The sequence below is a fragment of the Enterobacter sp. DC1 genome (genome assembly GCF_000568075.1).
Lineage (GTDB): Bacteria > Pseudomonadota > Gammaproteobacteria > Enterobacterales > Enterobacteriaceae > Enterobacter > Enterobacter asburiae.
Genome location: NZ_AZUA01000002.1, coordinates 390272 through 414521, shown reverse-complemented (window position 1 = coordinate 414521; position 24250 = coordinate 390272). Strand labels below are relative to the sequence as shown.

The window sequence follows — 24250 nt, the reverse complement described above, 5'->3', positions numbered from 1 at the left end:
TGTTAACGGAACAATTATACGGTGAAGCGCAGCTGTTGATGAACCATTAAATGCCGTTATGGCTCATCCGGGCCAAGGGAATAAACCGGGTAACCATTCTCTCGCCATTCCGTCAGCAGCTGCTGCTGCGTGGCGGACGGCACTTCACCACACCAGACCAGCAGGGTCTGACCGTCGAAAAACTCGGGCTTAAGCTGCGCCAGCGAGTGCGCGAGGACATCCACGCGCCAGCCCTTCTGGGTCGCAATCCACGCTTCCAGCCACAGGCGGGTGGTATCGTGCACGTTCCAGCCGACCACCAGCGCATCTTTTCCGGCTTTGTTCTTCGCCGAGGCAAGGCAGACGGCAATATAGTTGATCAGCACCCCGTCGAGTATGCTAAGCAGCGCCTGCAGGGTGGACTGCTGGCACTGCAGGCGTCGACGGAGCGGAATGAAAAGATGGCTGATCAGCGTCTGTGCCGGATAGTCGCGGCCCTGCTCTTTTATCCATGCGCGCAGGCGCTGAAGATTCCCCGCCTGCAGAAGCCGCAGCAGGGTTTCCTGCTGTTCGCGCCAGAGGTGCTGCGTTTCCGGGTCGTCGTGGCTCAGCAGGGACTTCACCTTGCCGACCTGCACCCCGTTGTCGATCCAGCTTTTAATTTCGCGAATGCGGTCGATATCGGCCTCATTGAAAAGGCGATGCCCACCGTCGGTCCTCTGCGGTTTGAGTAATCCATACCGTCGCTGCCACGCCCGTAGGGTAACGGGATTGATATCACAAAGGAGTGCCACTTCACCTATTGTGTAAAGCGCCATATTCGCCCCCTGGCTTACGCGTCCCCAGCTTAACTGTAGACTCACTTTGGGGAACCAGGAAGGATTGATTGATTTTTGAACAAACAATGCGAAGCATGCGCGATATTCAGAAAAAGGTGTGATAACGGACACGATTTTGCGCTTTTTTGGGATGCTTCAAAGAAAGTAAACCCGCATCAGTGTATGTTACGCGTTTTTAGCGTGTGCGGTTTTGAGTATGTACGAGTTTAATCTGGTGCTGCTGTTGCTTCAGCAGATGTGCGTGTTTCTGGTCATTGCCTGGCTGATGAGCAAAACACGCCTGTTTATCCCGCTGATGCAGGTCACCGTACGTCTGCCGCATAAGCTGCTCTGCTACGTCACCTTCTCTATTTTCTGCATCATGGGGACCTATTTTGGTCTCCATATCGAAGACTCTATTGCCAACACGCGCGCGATCGGCGCGGTGATGGGCGGGCTGCTGGGCGGTCCCGTCGTCGGTGGCCTTGTCGGCTTAACCGGGGGGCTGCATCGCTATTCCATGGGCGGGATGACGGCGCTCAGCTGCATGATCTCCACGATCGTGGAAGGGCTGCTTGGCGGGCTGGTGCATAGCTATATGATCAAACGCGGCCGCCCGGATAAAGTCTTTAGCCCGCTCACCGCCGGTGCCATTACCTTTGTGGCCGAAATGGCGCAGATGGCGATCATTCTACTCATTGCCCGTCCGTTTGAGGATGCGCTGCACCTGGTCAGCAGTATTGCCGCCCCGATGATGGTAACCAACACCGTGGGCGCGGCGCTGTTTATGCGCATTCTGCTCGACAAGCGCGCAATGTTTGAGAAGTACACCTCGGCGTTTTCCGCCACGGCGCTGAAGGTTGCCGCCTCGACCGAAGGGATCCTGCGCCAGGGGTTTAACGAAGAGAACAGCATGAAGGTCGCGCAGGTGCTCTACAAGGAGCTGGATATCGGCGCGGTGGCCATAACCGACCGCGAGCGGCTGCTGGCCTTTACCGGCACCGGTGACGATCACCATCTGCCGGGTAAACCAATCTCCTCTGCCTACACGCTGCGCGCCATTGAAACCGGTGAGGTGGTGTATGCCGACGGTAACGAAGTGCCTTACCGCTGTTCGCTGCATCCGCAGTGCAAGCTGGGCTCTACGCTGGTGATTCCGCTGCGCGGGGAAAATCAGCGGGTGATGGGGACTATCAAGCTGTATGAGGCCAAAAACCGTCTGTTCAGCTCCATCAACCGCACGCTGGGAGAGGGGATAGCCCAGCTGCTGTCCGCGCAAATCCTCGCCGGGCAGTATGAGCGGCAGAAAGCCCTGCTGACGCAGTCCGAAATTAAGCTGCTGCATGCCCAGGTTAACCCGCATTTTCTGTTTAACGCCCTCAACACGCTCAAGGCGGTGATCCGCCGCGACAGCGATCAGGCCGCGCAGCTGGTGCAGTTTCTGTCGACCTTTTTCCGTAAGAACCTGAAACGGCCATCTGAGATCGTGACCCTCGCCGATGAGATTGAGCACGTGAATGCCTATCTGCAGATTGAGCAGGCGCGTTTCCAGTCGCGCCTGCAGGTGTCGCTCTCCGTTCCGGACGAGCTGGCGTATCAGCATCTCCCGGCCTTTACCCTGCAGCCTATTGTCGAAAACGCCATTAAACACGGCACGTCACAGCTTCTGGGGACAGGGGAGATCACCATTGCCGCCAGCCGTTTCAACCACCATCTGGTGCTGGATATTGAAGATAATGCCGGGCTTTATCAGCCTTCCGCCTCCGGTGGTTTAGGGATGAGCCTGGTGGATAAACGCCTGCGCGCCCATTTTGGCGACGACTGCGGCATTACCGTCGCCTGTGAGCCAGACCGATTTACCCGTATTACCGTACGACTGCCGCTGGAGGAAAACGCATGTTAAGAGTGCTGATCGTGGATGACGAGCCGCTGGCACGGGAAAACCTGCGCGTTCTGCTGCAGGAGCAGCCTGATATTGAGATTGTGGGGGAGTGCGCGAACGCCATTGAGGCCATCGGCGCGGTGCACAAGCTGCGCCCGGACGTGCTGTTCCTCGATATTCAGATGCCCCGCATCAGCGGGCTGGAGATGGTCGGCATGCTCGACCCGGCGCATCGCCCCTATATCGTGTTTCTGACGGCGTTCGACGAATATGCCGTTAAGGCCTTTGAGGAGCACGCGTTTGACTATTTACTCAAGCCGATTGAAGAGACGCGTCTGGAAAAAACGCTCACCCGTTTACGCCAGGAGCGAACCGTACAGGACGTCACGCTGCTGCCGGAAAATCAGCAGCCGCTGAAGTTTATCCCCTGCACCGGGCACAGCCGAATCTACCTTCTGCAGATGGATGATGTGGCGTTCGTCAGCAGCCGCCTGAGCGGGGTGTTTGTCACCAGCGCGGAAGGGAACGAAGGGTTCACCGAGCTGACCCTGCGCACGCTGGAGAGCCGCACGCCGCTGATCCGCTGCCACCGCCAGTATCTGGTGAACATGGCGCACCTGAAGGAGATCCGCCTGGAAGATAACGGCCAGGCCGAGCTGGTGCTGCGTGCCGGGCAAACGGTACCCGTCAGCCGTCGCTATCTCAAGAGTTTGAAAGAGGCGATTGGCCTGTAAAACTGGTACACTGCGCGCCATTGCATCATCGACATTCGAAGGCTCTATGCTAAGTAACGACATTCTTCGTAGCCTGCGCTACACCCTGAAAGCAAACAATAACGACATGGTGCGCATTCTTGCGCTGTCCGACATGGAATCCACGTCTGCAGGTTTCGATACCTGGATGACCAAAGAAGACGAAGAGGGCTTCGTTCGCTGCCCGGACATTATCCTGTCGGGTTTCCTGAACGGCCTGATTTACGATAAGCGTGGCAAAGATCCCGCCGCGCCGGAGCTGGCGCTGGAGCGCCGCGTGAACAACAACACGGTGCTGAAAAAACTGCGCATCGCGTTCTCGCTGAAAACGGACGATATCGTGGCGATCATGACGGAGCAAAAATACCGCGTATCCGTGCCGGAAGTGACCGCCATGATGCGCGCGCCGGATCATAAAAACTACCGCGAGTGCGGCGACCAGTTTCTGCGTAATTTCCTGCGCGGGCTGACCCACCGGGTGCATCATCCGAAGGCGTGATTGCGGAATGGGTGCGGCCTGATGCCCTCACCCCGACCCTCTTCCACGGGGAAAGGGAGAAAACAAAACGCCATAAAAAAAGCCGGAGATTATCTCCGGCTTTTTTGTTATTTCACCTGCTGGCCAGGTTTCGCGCCTTCGTCAGGGCTTAACAGGAAGATATCTTTCCCGCCAGGGCCTGCTGCCATAACCATCCCTTCAGAGATGCCGAAGCGCATTTTGCGCGGCGCCAGGTTTGCCACCATCACGGTCTGACGACCGATCAGCACCTGCGGGTCCGGGTAGGCTGAACGGATGCCGGAGAAAACGTTACGCTTCTCGCCGCCCAGATCCAGCGTCAGGCGCAGCAGCTTGTCAGAACCTTCCACGAATTCCGCGTTTTCGATCAGCGCCACGCGCAGGTCGACTTTGGCGAAATCGTCAAAGGTAATGGTTTCCTGAATCGGATCGTCTGCCAGCGGGCCGGTCACCGGTGCCGCAGCCGCCTTCACCTCTTCTTTAGACGCTTCCACCAGGGCTTCAACCTGCTTCATCTCGATGCGGTTGTACAGCGCTTTAAAGGTGTTCACCTTGTGGCCGAGCAGCGGCTGCGCCATGGCATCCCAGGTCAGTTCTGTATTCAGGAACGCTTCAGCGCGGGCTGCCAGCTGTGGCAGAACCGGCTTCAGGTAGGTCATCAGCACGCGGAACAGGTTGATGCCCATAGAGCAGATGGCCTGCAGGTCGGCATCGCGACCTTCCTGTTTTGCGACAACCCACGGTGCCTGCTCGTCCACATAGCGGTTCGCCAGGTCGGCCAGGGCCATGATTTCGCGCACGGCTTTACCGAACTCACGGGTTTCCCACGCGTCGCCAATGGTGGCTGCCGCGTCGGTAAAGGTTTTGTACAGGGCAGGGTCAGCCAGTTCAGCCGCCATCACGCCGTCAAAACGCTTAGCGATAAAGCCCGCGTTACGGGAGGCCAGGTTCACCACCTTGTTGACGATGTCCGCGTTCACACGCTGCACGAAATCTTCCAGGTTCAGGTCGATATCGTCGATGCGGGAAGAGAGCTTCGCGGTGTAGTAGTAGCGCAGGCTGTCCGCGTCGAAGTGGTTCAGCCAGGTGCTGGCCTTAATGAACGTCCCGCGAGACTTGGACATCTTCGCGCCGTTCACCGTCACGTAGCCGTGTACGAACAGGTTGGTTGGCTTGCGGAAATTGCTGCCTTCCAGCATCGCCGGCCAGAACAGGCTGTGGAAATAAACGATGTCTTTACCGATAAAGTGATACAGCTCTGCCGTGGAATCTTTCTTCCAGTATTCGTCGAAGCTGACGGTGTCGCCACGCTTGTCGCACAGGTTCTTGAAGGAGCCCATGTAGCCGATTGGCGCGTCCAGCCAGACGTAGAAGTATTTGCCCGGCGCGTTCGGGATTTCAAAGCCGAAGTACGGCGCATCGCGGGAGATATCCCACTGCTGCAGGCCGGATTCGAACCACTCCTGCATTTTGTTCGCCACCTGCTCCTGCAGCGCGCCGCTGCGGGTCCACGCCTGCAGCATTTCGCTGAAGGACGGCAGGTCGAAGAAGAAGTGCTCGGAGTCACGCATCACAGGCGTGGCGCCGGATACCACGGATTTCGGCTCGATAAGCTCGGTCGGGCTGTAGGTTGCGCCGCACACTTCGCAGTTATCGCCGTACTGGTCCGGGGATTTACATTTCGGGCAGGTGCCTTTGACGAAACGGTCCGGCAGGAACATGCCTTTTTCCGGATCGTACAGCTGAGAGATGGTGCGGTTTTTGATAAAACCGTTCTCTTTCAGTCGGGTGTAGATCAGCTCCGACAGCTCGCGGTTTTCGTCGCTGTGCGTGGAGTGATAGTTATCATAGCTGATGTCAAAGCCAGCAAAATCGGTCTGATGCTCCTGACTCATTTCGGCAATCATCTGCTCCGGGGAAATCCCCAGCTGCTGCGCTTTGAGCATGATCGGCGTGCCGTGAGCATCGTCCGCACAGATGAAGTTAACCTCGTGGCCGCGCATTCGCTGGTAACGGACCCAGACATCAGCCTGGATATGCTCCAGCATGTGGCCGAGGTGGATTGAGCCGTTGGCGTACGGCAGTGCGCACGTTACCAGAATTTTCTTCGCGACTTGAGTCATAGTAGGCATTACTTCTTTTAACTGTGAAAAGGGTTTTTGATATTACCAAAAGGGGCATTATTAAGTAAGCACAAACCACGGCCTTTCAGGTAAACTTGTTCATCTAAGGTCTTATTCACAAGAACAAAGGAGTCGGGATGAGTTCTCAATCCCAGGCCAAATCACCGGAAGCCTTACGAGCAATGGTCGCCGGGACGCTGGCTAACTTTCAGCATCCAACCCTGAAGCACAATCTCACTACGCTGAAAGCGTTACACCACGTTGCCTGGCTCGATGATACGCTGCATATCGAGCTGCAGATGCCGTTCGTCTGGACCAGCGCCTTTGACGCGCTGAAAGAGCAGACCAGCTCTGAGCTGCTGCGCATTACCGGTGCGAAGGCGATCGACTGGAAGCTGAGCCACAGCATCGCCACGCTGAAACGCGTGAAAAACCAGCCTGGCGTGAACGGTGTGAAAAATATCATTGCCGTCAGCTCGGGCAAGGGCGGGGTAGGGAAATCCTCTACCGCCGTTAACCTGGCGCTCGCGCTGGCAGCGGAAGGGGCAAAGGTCGGTATTCTGGACGCGGATATCTACGGTCCGTCTATTCCGAACATGCTGGGCGCGGAAAACCAGCGCCCAACTTCGCCGGACGGGACCCACATGGCGCCAATCATGGCGCACGGTCTGGCGACCAACTCGATCGGTTATCTGGTGACCGACGATAACGCCATGGTCTGGCGCGGCCCGATGGCCAGCAAAGCGCTGCTGCAGATGCTGCAGGAGACAATGTGGCCGGATCTGGATTATCTGGTGCTGGACATGCCGCCGGGCACCGGTGACATTCAGCTGACGCTGGCGCAGAACATTCCGGTCACGGGTGCGGTCGTCGTGACTACGCCGCAGGATATCGCGCTGATCGACGCCAAAAAAGGCATCGTGATGTTCGAGAAGGTGGAAGTGCCGGTGCTCGGTATCGTCGAGAACATGAGCATGCACATCTGCAGCAACTGCGGTCACCACGAACCTATCTTCGGTACGGGTGGCGCAGAAAAACTGGCCGCGAAGTATCACACTCAGCTGCTGGGGCAGATGCCGCTGCACATTACTCTGCGTGAAGATCTGGACAGCGGAAAGCCGACGGTGGTCAGCCGCCCGGACAGCGAATTTGCAGAAATGTATCGCCAGCTGGCGGGACGCGTTGCGGCGCAGCTCTACTGGCAGGGCGAAATCATCCCGGGCGAAATCGCGTTCCGCGCGGTGTAATTCCTCAGCTCGAATTGCCGGGTGGCGCTTCGCTTACCCGGCCTACAAATGGCACCATCACGTAGGTCGGGTAAGGCGAAGCCACCACCCGACTTTAACCCAACCGATAGTGCATCAAATAATACTCTCCGTCCGGAGAATCACCCGTCGCCTCAATGTGCCAGCCGTGCCGCTGGTAAAACGCAATAGCCCGCGTATTCTTCACCAGACACTTAAGCGAACCTGTACTGGTAAACGTTTTCTGTACGTGTTCAAGCAACTCATGCCCGACGCCCATGCTCTGATACTGCGGATCGACAAACAGGTTGTGCAGGAAATTATCGTTCGTCCAGACGGAGGCAAAACCCAGGCGATGACCGTTCTGGGCAGCAACCCAAATCGCTTCGTCACGGGTTGCCGCGTCAAAGTCTTCAAGCTGCCAGTCTGCACTGTCCAGCCATGGCCAGGCTTCACGCCGGGCGTGGAGGTAGAGCGTGCGCAGGAAAGGGCGATCGCTTTCCTGCCAGGGGCGAATCAGAATTGCATTAGCGGTGATAGAAAATATCTCCATTGTAGGCTTTATAGATCTTGCCATCAGCATCGCCGATCAGCACGTAGTTCTCACCCATATAGGTCCAGTGGGTTCCGGCATCCGGAGCCGGCAGGTTACGTAACTGGTACTGTTTGATGGTGTACTCCGGCGTTTGATACTGCGCCGGCGCCGTGTCGCCAATCTTGAATTTCGTAAAGTCAGCGATGAACTCTTGTTCTTCATAGGCCTTGATGCCGGATGGCGCAGCGGCCGTTTGCGGGGCAGCGAATGCGGATCCCGCCAGAGACAGTAATACACCCAGAAGCAGCAATTTACGCTTAGCCATTTTTTCTCCAGTGATATCGTTACAGATACTTTTCGTCTGCGGGTCGTGCAAAGCGGAGCAGACGGTCCATTTTAAGTATCAACGCAGGGTATGTTTGAAAAAAAATGTAACAAAAGTGGACGGTTTTGTGTAGTCGAATGGGATGATGCTTATCACTGTGGTGAATACTGTCTGCTCTTTGTATTTTTAAAATTTATTATTTCACTAATCAATTCTGAAAATAACTTTCGACGTCAAAATTGGACTGATGTGTGAATGCTTTCACTCTGAAGACGATTTAATATTACCTTCAGGTGAAGCGGTCTTACTTCCTTTTCTCTTACAGGGTTGAGTATTGCTTTCGTGTTTTAGAGAGCGGTTTGACCACGTTTTACAATGTCAGAATTTCATATCGCATGAAAATAATCAATTAAATTTCATGGTGTTAGCTTTTATCTCTTTGCAAGATTGACGATAAACACAACGTTAAAAAGAAATATTTATACAAATGAAAAGTACAACTGCATTTTCGCTGTTATTTCTCACCGTTAGTCAGTTAACGGGGTGTGTATTTTCCCCCGGCCAGAATTTAAGTGTGGCCGGAAAAAAAGTCATTGCGGCGGAAGAGGTTAATTATAATCTTGATAAGCGAGTGGAAATTTTTCCACTAACGCCGGGTTTGATTGAAAAGCTGCGTCCGACCGTATCGAAATCTCAGGCAAATCCTAATCTGGATGAGCAGATCAAAAACTGGGAATACCGTATTGGCACAGGCGACATACTGACGGTTACCGTCTGGGATCACCCTGAATTAACGACGCCCGCGGGACAATATCGTAGTGCAAGCGATGCAGGCAACTGGGTCAACGCCGATGGTACGCTCTTTTATCCCTACGTCGGTAAGCTGCGGGTGGCGGGAAAAACGGTTTCACAGGTACGTGAAGAGATTACAGCGCGACTGGATAAAGTCATTGAGAGCCCGCAGGTGGACGTCAGCATTGCCGCCTTCCGTTCCCAAAAGGCCTACGTCACCGGAGAGGTCGAAAAATCGGGCCAACAACCCATAACGAATATTCCACTGACGGTGATGGATGCGGTTAACGCCGCTGGCGGTCTTTCTGCGGATGCCGACTGGCGTAATGTCGTGCTCACGCATGATGGCAAGGACTCCCGCCTTTCGCTCTATGCGCTGATGCAGCATGGCGATTTGACCCAAAATAAGCTGCTTTATCCGGGCGATATCCTGTTTATTCCCCGGAACGACGCGCTGAAAGTTTTCGTGATGGGCGAGGTGGTCAAGCAGAGTACGCTTAAGATGGATCGTAGCGGCATGACGCTGGCCGAAGCCCTGGGAAATGCTGGTGGACTTAACCAAAATATGGCCGATGCAACCGGCATTTTTGTTATTCGGCAGGTATCCCAAAAAGGCGACACGGACAAAATTGCCAATATCTATCAGCTGAATGCGGAAGATGCGTCAGCCATGGTGCTGGGTACGGAATTCCAGCTGGAGCCGTATGACATCGTTTACGTCACTACGGCTCCGTTATCACGCTGGAATCGCGTGATCACCCAGCTGGTGCCTACCATCAGCGGCGTTCATGACCTGACCGAAACCGTTCGTTACATCAGATCGTGGCCGCAGTAATGTTCCAGTCAATCTTAGTGGTCTGTACCGGCAATATTTGCCGTTCACCGATGGGTGAGCGGCTGTTGCGTCAGCAATTACCCGGCAAGCAGGTGACCTCGGCAGGGATTTTGGGGCTTGAAGGGCATCCGGCAGATGCGACTGCGCAGGCTGTCGCCTGGCGTCATGGCGTTTCGCTGGAAGGGCATGTTGCCCGTAAGGTGACGCGCAGCCTGTTGCAAAAATCCGATTTGATTCTGGTGATGGAGCCGGAACACCTCCGGTTCATAGCCACAATGGCCCCGGAGAACCGGGGAAAATCGCTGCTCTTTGGACAATGGCTGGAAACCAGGGACATTCCCGACCCGTATCACAAAAGTCGTGAAGCCTATGAATATGTTTTCGAGCAATTAGGAAAAGCCAGCCAGGAATGGGCTCGTCGTTTGAGTCAACAAGGAATGAAGCCGTAATGTCGTCTTCTAAATCAGACAAATATAGTGCTGCGACAGCGCAGAATAATGAAATCGATCTTCTTCAGTTGCTTGCTGAGATGTTTGATAACCGGGTGACGATCGCGTGTGTCACGCTCCTGATGACGGTATGCGCGGGTATCTACGCGTTCAGCGCCACGCCAGTTTATCAGGCTGATGCCCTGGTGCAGGTAGAAGCGAAGCAGAATAACTCATTGCTCAAGAACCTGACCCCTTTCGGGTCCGATCTCTCGCCAGAGGTCGCGCCGGAACTTTTACTCCTTAAATCACGGATGATACTGGGAGATACCGTTGATCAATTAGGGTTGACGTACAACGCCAGACGACGCGTGTTTCCTGTCTTCGGGCCTTTGTGGGAACACGTGCGGGGACGTAAATCCGATGAAATTACGATTGGCGCGCTGACTATTCCCCTTCTGGAAGGTAAGCCACAAACGCTTTTACTCACCGTACAGGAGAAAGGGCGGTATCGTCTTGAGGGAAAAACACTTCAAGCAGAAGGCATCGTGGGGAAAACGCTGGTTAAAGACGGAATGTCGCTTCTGGTGACATCCCTCAGCGCGGTACCTGGCACCCAGTTTACCCTCGAAACCGTTACAAGGCTTGACGCGATCAACGCCATTCAGAACAGGCTTACGGTTGTTGAGTCGGCGAAACAGAGCGGTATGATCGCCTTAACATTAACGGGTGAAGACCCCAGCAGGATCGCCACGGCACTTAATACCATTGCTGAAAATTTTCTCAGCCAGAATATTGCGCGCCAGGAAGCGAAAGATTCCCGCAGCCTCACGTTCTTACAGGAGCAATTACCCAAGATCAGCCGGGAGCTGGATGAAGCTGAAGCGCGACTGAATGCTTACAGAGAGCAACGCGATTCTGTCGACTTATCTCTGGAAGCAAAGTCAGTCCTTGATCAGGTTGTTAACGTGGAAAACCAGCTTAACGAGCTGACGTTCCGCGAAGCAGAGGTTTCACAGCTTTTCAAAAAGGACCATCCCACCTACCGTGCATTGCGGGAGAAAAAACAAACGCTTGAGCGGGAGCGTGCGCGCCTCAATAATCGCGTCTCATCCATGCCTTCCACGCAGCAGGAAATCTTACGGCTGAGTCGTGACGTTGAATCCGGGCGTACCATATATCTGCAGTTGCTGACGCGTCAGCAAGAACTGAGTATTTCGCGTTCCAGCACTATCGGGAACGTGCGGATTATTGACCCGGCCGTGGTGCAGCCAGATCCGATCAAACCGCACAAAGCGCTCATTATCGTACTGGGTATGCTGATGGGGTTGATGCTCTCTACCGGCATGGTTTTAGTGCGCTCAGCCTTTAATCGGGGCATTACCTCGTCTGAACAACTGGAAGTGCAGGGGATACCGCTTCTGGCGACGCTTCCGCGCTCGGTATGGCTCTGGAAAAAAACGCACCTGCGCAGGAGAACCCTGTTTGCGTCCCACTGGAAGCACAGGACGTCGAACATCCCTTTTCTGCCCGTTGACCGCCCGGCAGATATGTTTGTCGAGGCTGTGCGCGGGCTGTGCACCAGTCTGCATTTTACCATGATGGATGCCACAAACCGGATTGTCGTGTTGTCTGGACCCACGCAGGACTGCGGAAAGACGCTGGTCAGTACTTCACTGGCGTCGATTGCCGCTCAGGCCGGACAGCGAGTGCTGTTTATTGATGCAGATATGCGCAAGGGATATGTCCACAATGTTTTCAAACTGAGCAATCATCGGGGATTATCCTGCGTGCTCGGAGGAGCCGTGGAGTGGCAGGAAGCGGTTCAACACGTTGAGAAAGGCGGGTTTGATGTATTGACCTGCGGACCCCAACCTTTACATCCCGTTGAGCTGCTCATGAATGAACGCTTCCAGGCCGTGATGTCGCAGATAGACAAACTGTATGACATCGTGATTGTCGATACCCCGCCTGTGCTTGCCGTAACGGATGCCTTGCTGATAGCCAGAGCAGCGGCTACCACGCTGCTGGTCGCCCGCTTTGGTAAAACCAGCGTCAAGGAGATCGAGAACTGCCTGAAGCGTCTGCAGCAAATGGGCGTGCAGGTGAATGGCACAATCCTCAATGATATCGTGAAATCTGCCGCGCTCTATTACAACTCGGGATATAGCCATTACGACTACGGTTATACCCAGGAGTAAACCTGGCGCGACACTTCTTTACAGCGTGATGGCGTATTGCCCGTTAAGATGACCTTCGTTAAAACATGAGGTCATAATGGATAACCGCAAAATCAGCCGTCTGCGCCGCTGGGCGCGGGAAGGGATCATACTCGTTCTGCTGACGCTGGCCGTAGTGTGGGGTGTTGATCAGTATCGAAAACCGATACTCCCCGCCAGTTTTAGTGCAACACCGATGCAGAGCATCGACGGCAACGTCCACGATATCTCGGCGCTGAGCCAGGAACGGCCGCTGCTGATTTACGTCTGGGCCACCTGGTGCAGCATATGCCGTTACACGACGCCTTCTGTAAATCAGCTGGCAGAAGAGGGCGGGAACGTGGTGACTATTGCCATGCGTTCTGGTGATAACGCAAAGCTTGCGCGCTGGGTTGAAAAGAAACAGCTGAAAATGCCGGTGATTAACGATGAAAACGGTGCGTTGTCGCAGCAGTGGCAGGTGAGCGTAACGCCGACGCTGGTCATTGTGTCAAAGGGTAATGTGGTCAGTACCACGACGGGCTGGACGAGCTACTGGGGATTAAAATTAAGGATGTGGTGGGCAGGGCTGTAAAAATACCCCCTCTCCCGGCGGGAGAGGGGGTTGTATTACTTAGCCAGAACTTCCTGCGCGGTGCGCTCAACCAGAGACAGCAGGATTTTAATATCTTCCAGCGTCACGGTTGGGTTCAGCAGCGTCAGCTTCAGGCAGGTGACGCCGTTATGCTCGGTCACACCGACGTTCGCACGGCCGGATTCCAGCAGCGCATCACCAATTTTCTGGTTCAGCAGGGCGATGCCCGCGTCATCCATCTGCACCTGTCCGCGGAAGCGGAACAGAACGCTTGCCAGCTGTGGCTGCATAACCAGTTCCAGAGCTGGCTGCTCTTTCACGTAGGCCGCAACCTGCTGCGCCAGGGTCACGCCGTGATCGATGATCGCCGCGTATTGCTCCTGACCCAGCGCTTCCAGGCTCATCCACAGCTTCAGCGCGTCAAAACGACGGGTGGTCTGCAGAGATTTGGACACCAGGTTAGGCACGCCCGCTTCTTCGTCGAACTCAGAGTTCAGGTAGGCCGCCTGATAGCGCATCAGCTCATAGTGACGCGCTTCTTTCAGCAGGAACGCGCCGCAGCTGATGGTCTGGAAGAACTGCTTGTGGAAGTCCAGGGTGACGGAATCCACCAGCTCGATGCCGTCCAGGTAGTGACGATACTGCTCAGACATCAGCAGCGCGCCGCCCCAGGCCGCATCAACGTGTACCCAGATGTTCTGCTTCGCGGCCAGCTCTGCAATCGCACGCAGCGGGTCGATAGCACCGGCATCGGTGGTACCTGCCGTTGCGACGATTGCCAGAATCTGCTCGCCGTTCGCATTGCACTGTTCAATTTTCGCCGCCAGATCGGTGAGATCCATGCGGGAGAATTCGTCCGTTTTCACCTGCACAACGGACTGGTAGCCCAGACCCATCAGCGCCATGTTTTTCTGCACGGAGAAGTGTGCGTTTTCGGAGCACAGCACGCGAATTTTGCGCAGATCGCCCACCAGACCGTCCTGCTGAACGGAGTGACCCTGACGCGCGAAGAACGCATCGCGAGCCAGCATCAGGCCCATCAGGTTGCTCTGGGTGCCGCCGCTGGTGAAGACACCGGCGTCGCCGGCCTGATAACCCACGCGGGTACGCAGCCACTCGATCAGTTTAATCTCGATAATGGTTGCGGACGGGCTTTGATCCCAGGAGTCCATACTCTGGTTAGTGGCGTTGATCAGCACTTCCGCCGCCTGGCTTACCACCAGGCTTGGGCAGTGCAGGTGCGCCACACACTGCGGGTGATGAACGGACAAGCTGTCTTTCAGGAAGAACTCCACGGCGCGTTCAATCGCCGCTTCGTTGCCCAGCCCCTTCGGGTTGAAATCCAGCTTAATACGGTCGCGCAGTTCCGCGACCGTTTTGCCCTGGTACATCTCAGGCTGTTTCAGCCACTGCATCACAGCCTGAGTGCTTTGTTCAATCGCCTGCTGGTAAGCTTCAATGCTCTGCGCAGAGGAGAACAAAATTGGGTTTGAATCAGACATCGTAATCAATAACTCCGGTTACGCCGGGCGAACGCCCGCAGCAAGCAGTGCCTGCTCAAATTTATCCAGGAAGATTTTCAGCTCTTCGTCGCTGATCAGCAGAGACGGCAGAAGACGCAGAACGATACCGTTACGGCCACCGCGCTCCAGAATCAGACCGGCTTCGAAGCACTTCTTCTGAATCAGTGCAGACAGCTCGCCGTCGCCCGGGAAGCAGCCCATGTGGTCAGCGGCTTCGTGTGGCTTAACGATCTCAATACCGATCATCATGCCCAGACCGCGCACGTGGCCGATGACCGGATAGCGTTTCGCCATCTCTTTCAGCTGGCCTTTCAGCCATTCGCCCTGTGCAGCCACTTTGCCTGCGATGTTCTGGTCTTTCAGGATTTTCAGCGTCGTCAGACCGGTTGCCATCGCCAGCTGGTTGCCGCGGAAGGTACCGGTGTGGTGACCTGGCGCCCATGCGTCGAACTGCTTTTTGATACCGAGCACGGCCAGCGGCAGACCGCCACCCACTGCTTTAGACATCACGATGATGTCTGGCTCAATGCCCGCGTGTTCGAAGGCGAAGAATTTACCGGTACGGGCAAAGCCAGCCTGAACTTCGTCGAGGATCAGCAGAATGCCGTGTTCCTGAGTCACTTTACGGATGCGCTGCAGCCACTCAGCCGGAGCCGGGTTCACGCCGCCTTCGCCCTGAACGGCTTCCAGAATCACCGCTGCAGGTTTACGCACGCCGCTTTCAACGTCGTTGATCAGGTTATCGAAGTAATAAGTCAGCGCTTTCACGCCCGCTTCACCACCGATACCCAGCGGGCAGCGGTACTCGTGCGGGTAAGGCATGAACTGTACTTCTGGCATCATACCGTCAACCGCTTCTTTCGGAGACAGGTTGCCGGTCACGGACAGTGCGCCGTGGGTCATGCCGTGGTAACCACCAGAGAAGCTGATGATACCGCTACGGCCGGTCACTTTTTTCGCCAGCTTCAGCGCCGCTTCAACGGCGTCAGCACCGGATGGACCGGTGAACTGCAGGCAGTACTCTTTGCCCTGACCAGGCAGCAGAGAGAGCAGGTATTCAGAAAACGCGTCTTTCAGAGGCGTAGTCAGATCCAGGGTATGTAACGGCAAGCCGCTGGTAATGACATTTTGGATGCTTTTCAGCACATCAGGATGGTTATGGCCAAGCGCAAGGGTCCCCGCGCCTGCTAAACAGTCAAGGTATTCTTTATTGTCTGCATCGGTGATCCACACGCCTTCTGCTTTAGTAATAGCTAAAGGCAGTTTGCGCGGATAACTCCTGACGTTAGATTCAAACTCGGCCTGACGGGCCAGATAGGTTTCGTTGCTTTTGTGGGCATCTACGGTGTCAATACGGACTTTATCCGTCATCATATCACTCCTACAACCGCCGCTTCGTTATGAGCCACGATTGAATAAAAAGTTAAAAAACAGATGGGGCCTGAAAAAAACGCCGCCAATATAGAGCCTTTTGCCACGGGGCTCAATGGTTAATTTGTTTACTGTTTTGTGACAGAGGGCACAGGGGGAGGGTTATCCCCGTTTCCATAAAGAAAGTTGCACTTTATGCACAATAAAAACAGCCGCTTATGATCGGTTTGTCAGAACTGTAAAAGTAGAGAAAAGAGTGTGACAAATCGTGCTTTTCGATGATGAAAAAGGAGGCGCATGGCCTCCTTGAACACGTTATTTCTGCCTAACCTGCAAAATGCCGTGGTCGCGACCTTTCGTTTTATTCCATGAGGCATCGGTAATACCGTTCTCATTAAGGCTAAACGATATAACAACGCCATTTCCATGAATCTCATAGAACTCCGCATTCAGACGTTTGACGGTGGCCTTTTTGCCATTAACGGTGGCGTTAAAAAAGCCGTTTGAGATCGTGGCGTTAACCGTATCAGACGAAAACGAAGCTTCACGCATCGGATCCTGAACGGTTTTCTTTTGTTCGTTTTGCGCCGCGTTCTCTGCTTTGGTTTTGTTGATATCGCAAGAACCGTCGCCATCGCTAATTTGGGTACATCCGGAGCGCTCCAGCTGCGCGCGATAGTGAGCGTTAATCGCATAGGCCGGAGCCGCCGCCACGGCAGCGCTAATAACAATCATCATTAACTTCTTCATTTTCTTGCCTTATAAACTACACAAATAATACGAAACGTACATTACGCCGATCCACACTCCGACAGAAATAAGCATCAGGTATAAAGCGGCAGAGATAAAAATATATTTGGACATGCTGATATTCATTTATTGAAAAACGAAAGCCACGCTTTGGTCGCTTTCTGTAAAAGTGAGAGAAATAACAGAGGTGGACTATCCAGTAAGGTAACAATTGAGACTTTGATTAAGATCACTTAAAGCACAAAAGGCTAAAGTGGTCGGATGTTAAAAAATTTAATGTAAACATTAGCTTATGCTTTAAAGTGGATGTTGTCTGCTTTCATTCAAAGGTCTTTCTTTATCAGGGAAAGGGCTGTTACTGTGCAATGCTGCTGTATATGCTGGAAATACGGATTTGACGGTTGTTATTATTTTAAAGAGTAATAATGAGTCAAACGACGATGATTTAATGAATAGTGGCGTTACATCGCGTTGACGATGTTTCTGAAAGCCAGATTTGGCGTTTACAATTTTTTCATCTGGCATTAGTATCTTTATCGCGGATTGATTGCATAAATTGATCACAAACAGTTGATTTATTTGACTCGGGGTGCCCTTCTTTGTGAAGGCTGAGAAATACCCGTATTACCTGATCTGGATAATGCCAGCGTAGGGAAGTCAGATGCCTTCCCGGTCATCGCTTCTTCACGCAAGGCAGGAGCGAACCCATGCAGCCTGACCTGCTCGATTTACACGTTTTACACCACTTCCGAACCCGTTCTCCGCTGACCCACTGTATGACCAACGATGTCGTACAGACCTTTACGGCCAACGTTTTGCTGGCGCTTGGCGCATCACCCGCGATGGTGATTGAGGCCGAAGAGGCTGAACAGTTTGCCGCGATCGCCGATGCGCTGCTGGTTAACGTTGGTACGCTGACCTCGCCGCGCGCCCAGTCGATGCGCCGGGCGATTGAGAGTGCGGTGGCGGCAGGCAAGCCCTGGACGCTGGACCCGGTTGCCGTGGGCGCCCTGACGTTCCGCACCCGCTTTTGCCATCAAATTCTTGCCCTGAAACCGGCCGCCATTCGCGGCAATGCCTCTGAAATTCTTGCCCTTGCCGGAATGAGCGCGGGCGGGCGCGGCGTCGATACGACCGATACCGCAGCCAGCGCGGTGTCCGCCGCTCAGGCGCTGGCCCGCCAGACCAATGCCGTTGTGGTCGTCACCGGCGAGGTGGATTACATCACTGACGGGCAACGCACACGCACGGTAACGGGCGGCGATCCGCTGATGACGCGCGTGGTGGGAACCGGATGCGCGCTTTCTGCCGTTGTGGCGGCGAGCTGCTCGCTGCCGGGCGACCGGATGGATAACGTCGCTGCCGCCTGCGGATGGATGAAGCGAGCCGGAACGGTGGCCGTTGCGCAGTCGCGTGGGCCAGGCAGTTTTGCCAGCGCGTTCCTGGATGCGCTCTATACGCTGGAGGAGCAGGCATGAAACGGATTAACGCCCTGACCATTGCCGGCACCGATCCCAGCGGCGGCGCGGGTATCCAGGCTGACCTCAAAACCTTCTCGGCCCTTGGCGCGTACGGCTGCTCGGTCATTACCGCGCTGGTGGCGCAAAACACGCGCGGCGTGCAGTCGGTCTATCGTATCGAGCCGGATTTTGTTGCCGCGCAGCTGGATTCTATATTCAGCGATGTGCGCATCGATACCACCAAGATCGGCATGCTGGCCGAGACGGACATTGTGGAAGCGGTGGCCGAGCGGCTTAAGCGCTATCAGGTGCAAAACGTGGTGCTGGATACCGTCATGCTGGCAAAAAGCGGCGATCCGCTGCTCTCCGCCTCCGCCGTCGAGACGCTGCGCAATAAGCTGTTGCCGCAGGTGGCGCTCATTACGCCCAATCTGCCGGAAGCCGCCGCGCTGTTAGGCACATCGCACGCGCAAACTGAACGCGAGATGAAAGCGCAGGGAAACGCGCTGCTGGCAATGGGCTGCGGGGCGGTGCTGATGAAGGGCGGTCATCTTGACGACGCTGAAAGCCCGGACTGGCTCTTTACCCGCGACGGCGAAGTACGCTTTACCGCGCCGCGCGTGCAGACCAAAAACACCCACGGTACGGGCTGTACGCTCTCTGCCGCGCTGGCGGCGCTGCGCCCGCGGCATGACGGCTGGTCCGATACGGTGCGCGAAGCGAAAATCTGGCTCTCGGCGGCGCTGGCAAAAGCCGATACTCTGGAAGTGGGTCACGGTATTGGGCCGGTGCATCATTTTCATGCATGGTGGTAACCCAGTATACTGGCAGGAAACACCACGCCTGAGAAAACAGAGATGGAACAAGCGCATACCCGGTTAATCGCTCAACTGAATGAACGGATCGCCGCGCCGGACAACACGCCGCTGTACCTGAAATTTGCCGAAACGGTAAAAAATGCGGTGCGAAGCGGCATATTAGAGCACGGGAATATTTTGCCCGGCGAGCGCGATCTGAGCCAGTTAACCGGCGTGTCGCGCATCACCGTGCGAAAGGCGATGCAGGCGCTGGAGGAAGAGGGCGTGGTCACCCGCTCCCGTGGCTATGGCACGCAAATCAACAATATCTTCGAATATTCGCTGAAAGAGGCGCGCGGCTTTTCCCAGCAGGTGGTGCTGCGCGGTCAAAAGCCGAATACGCTATGGGTCAACAAGCGGGTGGTGAAGTGCCCTGAAGAGGTCGCAAACCACCTGTCGATCCCGCCGGACAGCGAGGTATTTTTGCTCAAGCGCATTCGCTATGTGGATGACGATGCGGTGTCGATTGAAGAGTCCTGGGTGCCGGTTGGCCTCATTCCCGATCCGGATGCGATTGGCATTTCGCTGTACGATTACTTCCGCAGTCAGAATATTTTCCCGCAGCGTACCCGTTCACGGGTAAGCGCCCGCATGCCGGACAGCGAGTTTCAGGCGCACATTAAGATGGACGAAAAAATACCGGTGCTGGTGATCAAGCAGGTCGCGCTTGACCAACAGCACCGGCCGATTGAGTACAGCATCAGCTACTGTCGCAGCGATCTATACGTCTTTGTGTGCGAGGAATAATTCGTCGCGAGTCGGGGCGCAGTCCCCGCCGCGGTGGCTGACTACCCAGGACGCCACGGCATTCCCCAGCAGAACGGCGTCTGCCAGTGACCATCCCGCCGCCAGCCCGGCAAGCGTGCCGCCCGCGTGGCTGTCGCCAGCGCCAATGGTGTCCACAACCGTCGCCGGAAACGCCGGAACGATGCCCGAGGTATTACCGTCATACCACGCGGCGCCGTCTTTATCATGACGCACAATCAGTGCGGCGCCGAAGCGATGCTGCCACTCCGCACCCAGGTTTTCAGCCGCTACACCCAGTCGTTCGGCTGCGATCTCCGCTTCCTGACGATTGAGCGACACGATCGGCCTGCAGGCCATAATCTGCGCCATCAGCGCGTCGGGAATATCCGCGATGCGGGGGCCGAAATCGATAAAGGCCGTCACGTCCTGCAAACCCTCCAGCCAGCGTGTCAGCAGCTCGCCGCACGGCGAGGCCAGCTGATAGCCGGATAAATAAACCAGGCTGTTCGACGGGATGTTAAGCACATCAAGCCAGCGCTGCAGCCACTGGTTCTCCACGCCGCTAAAGGACATAAAGGTGCGCTCGCCGTCTGGCTCCACCAGCGCCAGGCACCAGCCGTTGTCGCCGGTTTCGGCCTCGATGGCGCTGTGCAGATCCTGCTTCGCCATCGCGTTGCGGATAATATCCGCCCACACCCCGTGGCCGACGGGAAGGGCGTTTTGCGACGCAATGCCGAGCCGTTTCAGGGCGATGGCAATGTTCAGCGCGCAGCCGCCGATATTCACGCCCTGCTGTTTAAGCTCGATATCGCACCCGCGCCAGGGCAGGGCGTAGGCGTCGGCGATGACGTCAATCACCGCCGCGCCCAGCACCGTCACAGGCCGCGCGGCGTGCAGGGTGTCGAGACGTTGGGCAAATGAATTCATACGCCCTCCCTTTGCTCCCGGTAGTGCAGCAGTTTCGCGCAATAGTGGCCGAAATCGAGCCGGTTGACGGCGTCGAGCTCGGCCTTCAGCGCCGGGTCAATCGCCTGCACGCCGTGGAGCGCACCGCAGATGGCCGTCGCCATTGCGCCAATGGTGTCGGTGTCGCCGCCCAGATTGGCGCATAAAATGGCGCAGCGGTTCGGGTCGGTTCCCGCCAGTTCGACCATCGCAATGGCCGCCGGAACGGACTCAATGGTGCTGGTTCCGGCCCCCACGAGCTGGTACACCTGCTCGCTCGCGGATTCAACCCCGTTGGCTTCCCGCACGGTCTTAAGCGCCAGCTCAATACGCGCCGCCAGCGACGCGCTGAAGGTGGTGGTTTTCGCCTCCTGCGCATAGCGGGCGATACCCGGCAACGCATCGACGATGTTCTGCCAGCTTTCGCCGTCGACGGCGCGGGAAACCGCCCAGGCAATCACCACCGCGCCGGCAATGGCGAGGTCCGATTTATGGGTCGGGCTGGAGGCCAGCGCCACCTGCTCAACAAAGTGTTCCAGACGCGTGGCCGGAAGCAGGCAGCCCAGCGGGGAGGCGCGCATCGCCGCCCCGTTGGTCACGCCGTTGTTGTCCAGTTCGCTAACCGGCTTGCCGTCGCGAATCGCGTTAAGCGCGATTTTGGAGGTCGGGCCGAGCACGTTCTTATTAAACGCATCGAAATCGAGCGCCCAGCGCAGAATATGCTTGCCGATAACGTCCGCGTTGATGTCTCCCTCACACTCAATAATCGCATCCGCCAGGCACAGCGCCATTGAGGTATCGTCGGTGAACTCTGCCTGTTTGAAATAGCAGGCCGCATTATTCTCTGCCGGGCCGGGTAAAAAGCGGTCGATCCAGCCGAAGTGCGCTTTGACGCGCTTTCTCGGCCACAGCTCCGACGGCATGCCCATCGCATCCCCTAACGCCTGCCCGTAAAGGGCACCGAGAACACGTTCTTTTTTCATTTAACTTCCCCTTGTGTCAGCGCGGCATCGCTATCAACCACCTCAATTGCGGCGATCTCTTTATCCGATTCGCGGAAAAACAGCATAAACAGCACGGCAATCACGGCAATCATGATTGCACCAAACGTCCACATTCCGGCCCAGTTGAAGGTCAGCCCATTCACCGGCTCTTTGTATGCGAACATTTTTTCCATCATCACGCCGCCCAGGCGGTAGCCCAGCAGGCTACCAAAGCCCTGACAGCACAGCGTAATCAGGCCCTGCGCGGCGGTGCGCATGTGCGCCGGCGCTTTTTTGTCCACGTAGATGTACGCGGTCACGTAATAGAAGTCGTAGCTCACGCCGTGCAGCAAAATGCCGAGGAACAGCAGGGCGTAGGTGAAGTACTGTTCTGCTCCGCCGTAAACAAAGAACCCGTAGCGGATGGCGGCGGTAATCAGGCCCAGCAGTAAGACCTTCTTAATACCAAAGCGTTTGGTAAAGAACGGCAGCGCCAGCATAAAGAAGATTTCGGAGAACTGGCCGAGCGTCATCCAGCCGGTAGCGTTTTTCATCCCCACTTCGGTGAGATAGCCGTTGGCGAAGATGTAATAGAAGGCCAGCGGCATGGCGAACAGGAACGAGCAGAAGAAGAACACCAGGAAGTTTCTGTCGCGCAGCAGGATCAGCGCGTCCAGCCCCAGCATCACCTTGAAGTCGAGCTTGCCGGTGCTCTTCGGCGGCGTATTCGGCAGGAACAGCGCAAAGACGCCGAGCAGTGCGGAGCTGGCTGCGGTCATCAGCAGCGGGATATTGGTATCGGAAATATCGCTGTAGCCCAGCATCTGCGGCAGGAACCCGCACGCCAGCCCGGAGGCGATCCAGCCGATGGTGCCCATCACGCGGATGCGTGGGAAATCGGCCTCGACGTCGTCCACGTTGGCGAAGGCGATGCTGTTGGTCAGCGCGATGGTCGGCATATAGGTCAGGGAGTAAACCAGCAGCAGCGGGAAGAAGGTGCTGAACTGGGTTTGCTGTGCGGCGAAGTACATCAGAATCGCACCGGCGAACATCAGCACTGACAGCACTTTCTGCGCGGCGAAGAAGCGGTCCGTCAGCGAGCCGACCAGAATCGGGGAGAGGATCGCGGCAATCGCGGTACAGGCGTAAGACCAGCCGATTTCCCCGGCGGTAAAACCGCTTTTGCTCAGCCACAGCCACAGCGGCACAAACCACGCGCCCCAGATAAACCATTCAACAAACATCATGAATGACAGTTGGACTTTCGTTTTCATTTTTTAATCCTGCATGTCAGAGAGGGTACGCCTTTAACATACCACTCAATAATACCTTTTAAATACCTTTGTGGCGATTGTTTGATCAATGTAACAGTTTTGTTGTACACGAATCGAGCCAGCAGATTGTGCTGAAAAAAAAAGCAAAGAGTGGAAAATCTGTTAAGTCGGTACCAGGCTTAGTCTGCCCATAAAAGATGGGACTGGATAAACACACACCGACACGACGTCGGACTTACGGGAGTATCACATGACTGATATTGCGCAGTTGCTTGGCAAAGACGCCGACAGCCTTTTACAGCATCGTTGTATGACCATTCCAGCCGACCAGCTGTATCTGCCTGGTCACGACTACGTTGACCGCGTGATGATCGATAACAACCGTCCGCCTGCGGTCCTGCGAAATATGCAGACGCTCTACAACACCGGGCGGCTCGGCGGCACCGGGTATCTCTCTATCCTGCCGGTGGACCAGGGCGTTGAGCACTCGGCGGGCGCGTCTTTTGCGGCAAACCCGCTCTACTTCGATCCGAAGAACATTGTTGAGCTGGCGATTGAAGCGGGCTGTAACTGTGTAGCCTCCACCTACGGCGTGCTGGCCTCGGTTTCGCGTCGCTATGCCCACCGCATTCCGTTCCTCGTGAAGCTGAACCACAACGAAACCCTTAGCTACCCAACCGAATATGACCAGACCCTCTACGCCAGCGTCGAGCAGGCGTTCAACATGGGGGCGGTGGCGGTAGGGGCGACCATCTATTTTGGTTCTGAGCAGTCTCGTCGTCAGATTGAAGAGATCTCCGCGGCGTTTGAGCGCGCGCACGAGCTGGGCATGGTCACCGTACTGTGGGCGTATCTGCGCAACAACGCGTTCAAGAAAGACGGCGTGGATTACCACGTGTCGGCCGACCTGACCGGGCAGGCGAACCACCTGGCGGCGACCATCGGTGCAGATATCGTGAAGCAGAAAATGGCCGAGAATAACGGCGGCTATAAAGCGGTGAACTTTGGCTATACCGACGATCGCGTTTACAGCAAGCTGACCAGCGATAACCCGATCGACCTGGTGCGCTACCAGCTGGCGAACTGCTACATGGGCCGTGCGGGGCTGATTAACTCCGGCGGCGCGGCGGGCGGTGATACCGACCTGTCAGACGCGGTGCGTACGGCTGTTATCAACAAACGCGCGGGCGGCATGGGGCTGATCCTTGGCCGTAAGGCGTTTAAGAAATCGATGGCCGACGGCGTGAAGCTGATCAATGCGGTTCAGGACGTCTATCTGGATAGCAAAGTCACGATTGCCTGACGCCTCCATCTCCC

22 protein-coding genes and 1 riboswitch are annotated in these 24250 nt (G+C 55.8%); of the genes, 12 read left to right on the top strand and 10 right to left on the bottom strand.

The window, feature by feature from the left end:
* Window positions 1-56: 56 nt before the first annotated feature.
* Window positions 57-797, bottom strand: a complete 741-nt coding sequence (gene mlrA / locus P346_RS13790) for an HTH-type transcriptional regulator MlrA (protein WP_032658909.1) — start codon at window positions 795-797, stop codon at window positions 57-59.
* A gap of 217 nt (window positions 798-1014) precedes the next feature.
* On the opposite strand from mlrA, the gene P346_RS13795 reads away from it, so the two are divergent.
* Genes P346_RS13795 through P346_RS13805 form a run of 3 tightly spaced genes read left to right on the top strand, consistent with a single transcriptional unit; the run spans window position 1015 to window position 3930 of the window.
* Window positions 1015-2700, top strand: coding sequence for a sensor histidine kinase (locus P346_RS13795; RefSeq protein WP_024908145.1), 1686 nt, complete (start codon window positions 1015-1017; stop codon window positions 2698-2700).
* Window positions 2694-3413, top strand: a complete 720-nt coding sequence (btsR, locus tag P346_RS13800; protein WP_032658907.1) for a two-component system response regulator BtsR — start codon at window positions 2694-2696, stop codon at window positions 3411-3413. The genes P346_RS13795 and btsR overlap by 7 nt, the downstream gene beginning before the upstream one ends.
* Window positions 3414-3459: 46 nt before the next feature.
* Window positions 3460-3930 carry a DUF1456 family protein gene (locus P346_RS13805; RefSeq protein WP_023312442.1) on the top strand — a complete coding sequence of 157 codons (471 nt, stop codon included), beginning with the start codon at window positions 3460-3462 and terminating at the stop codon, window positions 3928-3930.
* Between the two features lie 107 nt (window positions 3931-4037).
* Here the strand turns inward: P346_RS13805 and metG are convergent, their stop codons facing one another.
* Window positions 4038-6071 (bottom strand): methionine--tRNA ligase, encoded by a 2034-nt coding sequence (gene metG, locus P346_RS13810; RefSeq protein WP_032658904.1) that lies wholly within the window; start codon window positions 6069-6071, stop codon window positions 4038-4040.
* A gap of 137 nt (window positions 6072-6208) precedes the next feature.
* Here metG and apbC point away from each other — a divergent pair, with 137 nt between their 5' ends.
* Window positions 6209-7318, top strand: coding sequence for an iron-sulfur cluster carrier protein ApbC (apbC, locus tag P346_RS13815; RefSeq protein ID WP_029740176.1), 1110 nt, complete (start codon window positions 6209-6211; stop codon window positions 7316-7318).
* Between the two features lie 94 nt (window positions 7319-7412).
* Here apbC and P346_RS13820 read toward each other — a convergent pair whose 3' ends face one another.
* Window positions 7413-7868 (bottom strand): GNAT family N-acetyltransferase, encoded by a 456-nt coding sequence (locus P346_RS13820; protein ID WP_233456544.1) that lies wholly within the window; start codon window positions 7866-7868, stop codon window positions 7413-7415.
* Window positions 7843-8175 carry an RcnB family protein gene (locus P346_RS13825; protein WP_023336316.1) on the bottom strand — a complete coding sequence of 111 codons (333 nt, stop codon included), beginning with the start codon at window positions 8173-8175 and terminating at the stop codon, window positions 7843-7845. The genes P346_RS13820 and P346_RS13825 overlap by 26 nt, the downstream gene beginning before the upstream one ends.
* A 487-nt stretch (window positions 8176-8662) precedes the next feature.
* Between P346_RS13825 and P346_RS13830 the strand changes: the two genes are divergently transcribed.
* The 4 genes from P346_RS13830 (at window position 8663) to P346_RS13845 (ending at window position 13023) form a co-directional block, all read left to right on the top strand.
* Complete coding sequence (locus P346_RS13830) at window positions 8663-9802, top strand: polysaccharide export protein (protein WP_032658901.1); 1140 nt, start codon at window positions 8663-8665, stop codon at window positions 9800-9802.
* Window positions 9802-10251: an arsenate reductase/protein-tyrosine-phosphatase family protein gene (locus tag P346_RS13835; RefSeq protein WP_032658899.1), complete on the top strand. Its 450-nt coding sequence runs from the start codon at window positions 9802-9804 to the stop codon at window positions 10249-10251. The genes P346_RS13830 and P346_RS13835 overlap by 1 nt, the downstream gene beginning before the upstream one ends.
* The gene (locus P346_RS13840) at window positions 10251-12431 is read left to right on the top strand and encodes a polysaccharide biosynthesis tyrosine autokinase (protein ID WP_032658897.1); all 2181 of its coding nucleotides are present in this window, start codon (window positions 10251-10253) and stop codon (window positions 12429-12431) included. The genes P346_RS13835 and P346_RS13840 overlap by 1 nt, the downstream gene beginning before the upstream one ends.
* Window positions 12432-12507: 76 nt before the next feature.
* Window positions 12508-13023, top strand: coding sequence for a protein disulfide oxidoreductase (locus tag P346_RS13845; RefSeq protein ID WP_032658894.1), 516 nt, complete (start codon window positions 12508-12510; stop codon window positions 13021-13023).
* Between the two features lie 35 nt (window positions 13024-13058).
* Here the strand turns inward: P346_RS13845 and P346_RS13850 are convergent, their stop codons facing one another.
* From P346_RS13850 to P346_RS13860, 3 genes are all read right to left on the bottom strand, one after another.
* The gene (locus tag P346_RS13850) at window positions 13059-14525 is read right to left on the bottom strand and encodes a pyridoxal phosphate-dependent decarboxylase family protein (RefSeq protein WP_023312433.1); all 1467 of its coding nucleotides are present in this window, start codon (window positions 14523-14525) and stop codon (window positions 13059-13061) included.
* Between the two features lie 18 nt (window positions 14526-14543).
* Window positions 14544-15920 (bottom strand): diaminobutyrate--2-oxoglutarate transaminase, encoded by a 1377-nt coding sequence (locus P346_RS13855; protein WP_014884533.1) that lies wholly within the window; start codon window positions 15918-15920, stop codon window positions 14544-14546.
* Between the two features lie 312 nt (window positions 15921-16232).
* Window positions 16233-16667 (bottom strand): hypothetical protein, encoded by a 435-nt coding sequence (locus P346_RS13860; RefSeq protein WP_032658891.1) that lies wholly within the window; start codon window positions 16665-16667, stop codon window positions 16233-16235.
* A 575-nt stretch (window positions 16668-17242) separates the two neighbouring features.
* Window positions 17243-17339, top strand: a riboswitch (TPP riboswitch).
* A gap of 35 nt (window positions 17340-17374) precedes the next feature.
* On the opposite strand from P346_RS13860, the gene thiM reads away from it, so the two are divergent.
* From thiM to P346_RS13875, 3 genes are read left to right on the top strand one after another with little or no spacing between them, the layout of a single operon-like run.
* Window positions 17375-18145, top strand: coding sequence for a hydroxyethylthiazole kinase (thiM, locus tag P346_RS13865; protein WP_032658888.1), 771 nt, complete (start codon window positions 17375-17377; stop codon window positions 18143-18145).
* Complete coding sequence (gene thiD, locus P346_RS13870; RefSeq protein WP_032658885.1) at window positions 18142-18942, top strand: bifunctional hydroxymethylpyrimidine kinase/phosphomethylpyrimidine kinase; 801 nt, start codon at window positions 18142-18144, stop codon at window positions 18940-18942. The genes thiM and thiD overlap by 4 nt, the downstream gene beginning before the upstream one ends.
* Window positions 18943-18984: 42 nt before the next feature.
* A complete protein-coding gene (locus P346_RS13875; protein WP_032658882.1) occupies window positions 18985-19731 on the top strand; it encodes a GntR family transcriptional regulator in 747 nt (248 codons plus the stop codon).
* Here the strand turns inward: P346_RS13875 and P346_RS13880 are convergent.
* Genes P346_RS13880 through P346_RS13890 form a run of 3 tightly spaced genes read right to left on the bottom strand, consistent with a single transcriptional unit; the run spans window position 19705 to window position 22933 of the window.
* Entirely contained in the window at window positions 19705-20658 is a 954-nt protein-coding gene (locus tag P346_RS13880) for a PfkB family carbohydrate kinase (protein WP_032658879.1), read from the bottom strand. The two genes, P346_RS13875 and P346_RS13880, sit on opposite strands and share 27 nt — an antisense overlap.
* The gene (locus P346_RS13885; RefSeq protein WP_032658877.1) at window positions 20655-21659 is read right to left on the bottom strand and encodes an ADP-ribosylglycohydrolase family protein; all 1005 of its coding nucleotides are present in this window, start codon (window positions 21657-21659) and stop codon (window positions 20655-20657) included. Before P346_RS13885 ends, P346_RS13880 begins: the two co-directional genes overlap by 4 nt.
* Entirely contained in the window at window positions 21656-22933 is a 1278-nt protein-coding gene (locus tag P346_RS13890; protein WP_032658875.1) for a nucleoside permease, read from the bottom strand. The genes P346_RS13885 and P346_RS13890 overlap by 4 nt, the downstream gene beginning before the upstream one ends.
* Before the next feature lie 250 nt (window positions 22934-23183).
* Between P346_RS13890 and fbaB the strand changes: the two genes are divergently transcribed.
* Window positions 23184-24236 carry a class I fructose-bisphosphate aldolase gene (fbaB, locus tag P346_RS13895; protein WP_023312424.1) on the top strand — a complete coding sequence of 351 codons (1053 nt, stop codon included), beginning with the start codon at window positions 23184-23186 and terminating at the stop codon, window positions 24234-24236.
* Window positions 24237-24250 lie beyond the last annotated feature (14 nt).

Excerpts from the sequence above, each read along its gene's own strand:
- thiD (WP_032658885.1), top strand. The coding sequence starts at position 18,142 with ATGAAACGGATTAACGCCCTGACCATTGCCGGCACCGATCCCAGCGGC.
- P346_RS13805 (WP_023312442.1), top strand. The coding sequence starts at position 3,460 with ATGCTAAGTAACGACATTCTTCGTAGCCTGCGCTACACCCTGAAAGCA.
- P346_RS13835 (WP_032658899.1), top strand. The coding sequence starts at position 9,802 with ATGTTCCAGTCAATCTTAGTGGTCTGTACCGGCAATATTTGCCGTTCA.
- apbC (WP_029740176.1), top strand. The coding sequence starts at position 6,209 with ATGAGTTCTCAATCCCAGGCCAAATCACCGGAAGCCTTACGAGCAATG.
- thiM (WP_032658888.1), top strand. The coding sequence starts at position 17,375 with ATGCAGCCTGACCTGCTCGATTTACACGTTTTACACCACTTCCGAACC.
- P346_RS13830 (WP_032658901.1), top strand. The coding sequence starts at position 8,663 with ATGAAAAGTACAACTGCATTTTCGCTGTTATTTCTCACCGTTAGTCAG.
- P346_RS13825 (WP_023336316.1), bottom strand. The coding sequence starts at position 8,175 with ATGGCTAAGCGTAAATTGCTGCTTCTGGGTGTATTACTGTCTCTGGCG.
- fbaB (WP_023312424.1), top strand. The coding sequence starts at position 23,184 with ATGACTGATATTGCGCAGTTGCTTGGCAAAGACGCCGACAGCCTTTTA.
- P346_RS13875 (WP_032658882.1), top strand. The coding sequence starts at position 18,985 with ATGGAACAAGCGCATACCCGGTTAATCGCTCAACTGAATGAACGGATC.
- mlrA (WP_032658909.1), bottom strand. The coding sequence starts at position 797 with ATGGCGCTTTACACAATAGGTGAAGTGGCACTCCTTTGTGATATCAAT.
- P346_RS13845 (WP_032658894.1), top strand. The coding sequence starts at position 12,508 with ATGGATAACCGCAAAATCAGCCGTCTGCGCCGCTGGGCGCGGGAAGGG.
- P346_RS13850 (WP_023312433.1), bottom strand. The coding sequence starts at position 14,525 with ATGTCTGATTCAAACCCAATTTTGTTCTCCTCTGCGCAGAGCATTGAA.
- P346_RS13820 (WP_233456544.1), bottom strand. The coding sequence starts at position 7,868 with ATGGAGATATTTTCTATCACCGCTAATGCAATTCTGATTCGCCCCTGG.
- P346_RS13795 (WP_024908145.1), top strand. The coding sequence starts at position 1,015 with ATGTACGAGTTTAATCTGGTGCTGCTGTTGCTTCAGCAGATGTGCGTG.
- P346_RS13890 (WP_032658875.1), bottom strand. The coding sequence starts at position 22,933 with ATGAAAACGAAAGTCCAACTGTCATTCATGATGTTTGTTGAATGGTTT.
- P346_RS13855 (WP_014884533.1), bottom strand. The coding sequence starts at position 15,920 with ATGATGACGGATAAAGTCCGTATTGACACCGTAGATGCCCACAAAAGC.
- P346_RS13860 (WP_032658891.1), bottom strand. The coding sequence starts at position 16,667 with ATGAAGAAGTTAATGATGATTGTTATTAGCGCTGCCGTGGCGGCGGCT.
- P346_RS13840 (WP_032658897.1), top strand. The coding sequence starts at position 10,251 with ATGTCGTCTTCTAAATCAGACAAATATAGTGCTGCGACAGCGCAGAAT.
- P346_RS13880 (WP_032658879.1), bottom strand. The coding sequence starts at position 20,658 with ATGAATTCATTTGCCCAACGTCTCGACACCCTGCACGCCGCGCGGCCT.
- metG (WP_032658904.1), bottom strand. The coding sequence starts at position 6,071 with ATGACTCAAGTCGCGAAGAAAATTCTGGTAACGTGCGCACTGCCGTAC.
- P346_RS13885 (WP_032658877.1), bottom strand. The coding sequence starts at position 21,659 with ATGAAAAAAGAACGTGTTCTCGGTGCCCTTTACGGGCAGGCGTTAGGG.
- btsR (WP_032658907.1), top strand. The coding sequence starts at position 2,694 with ATGTTAAGAGTGCTGATCGTGGATGACGAGCCGCTGGCACGGGAAAAC.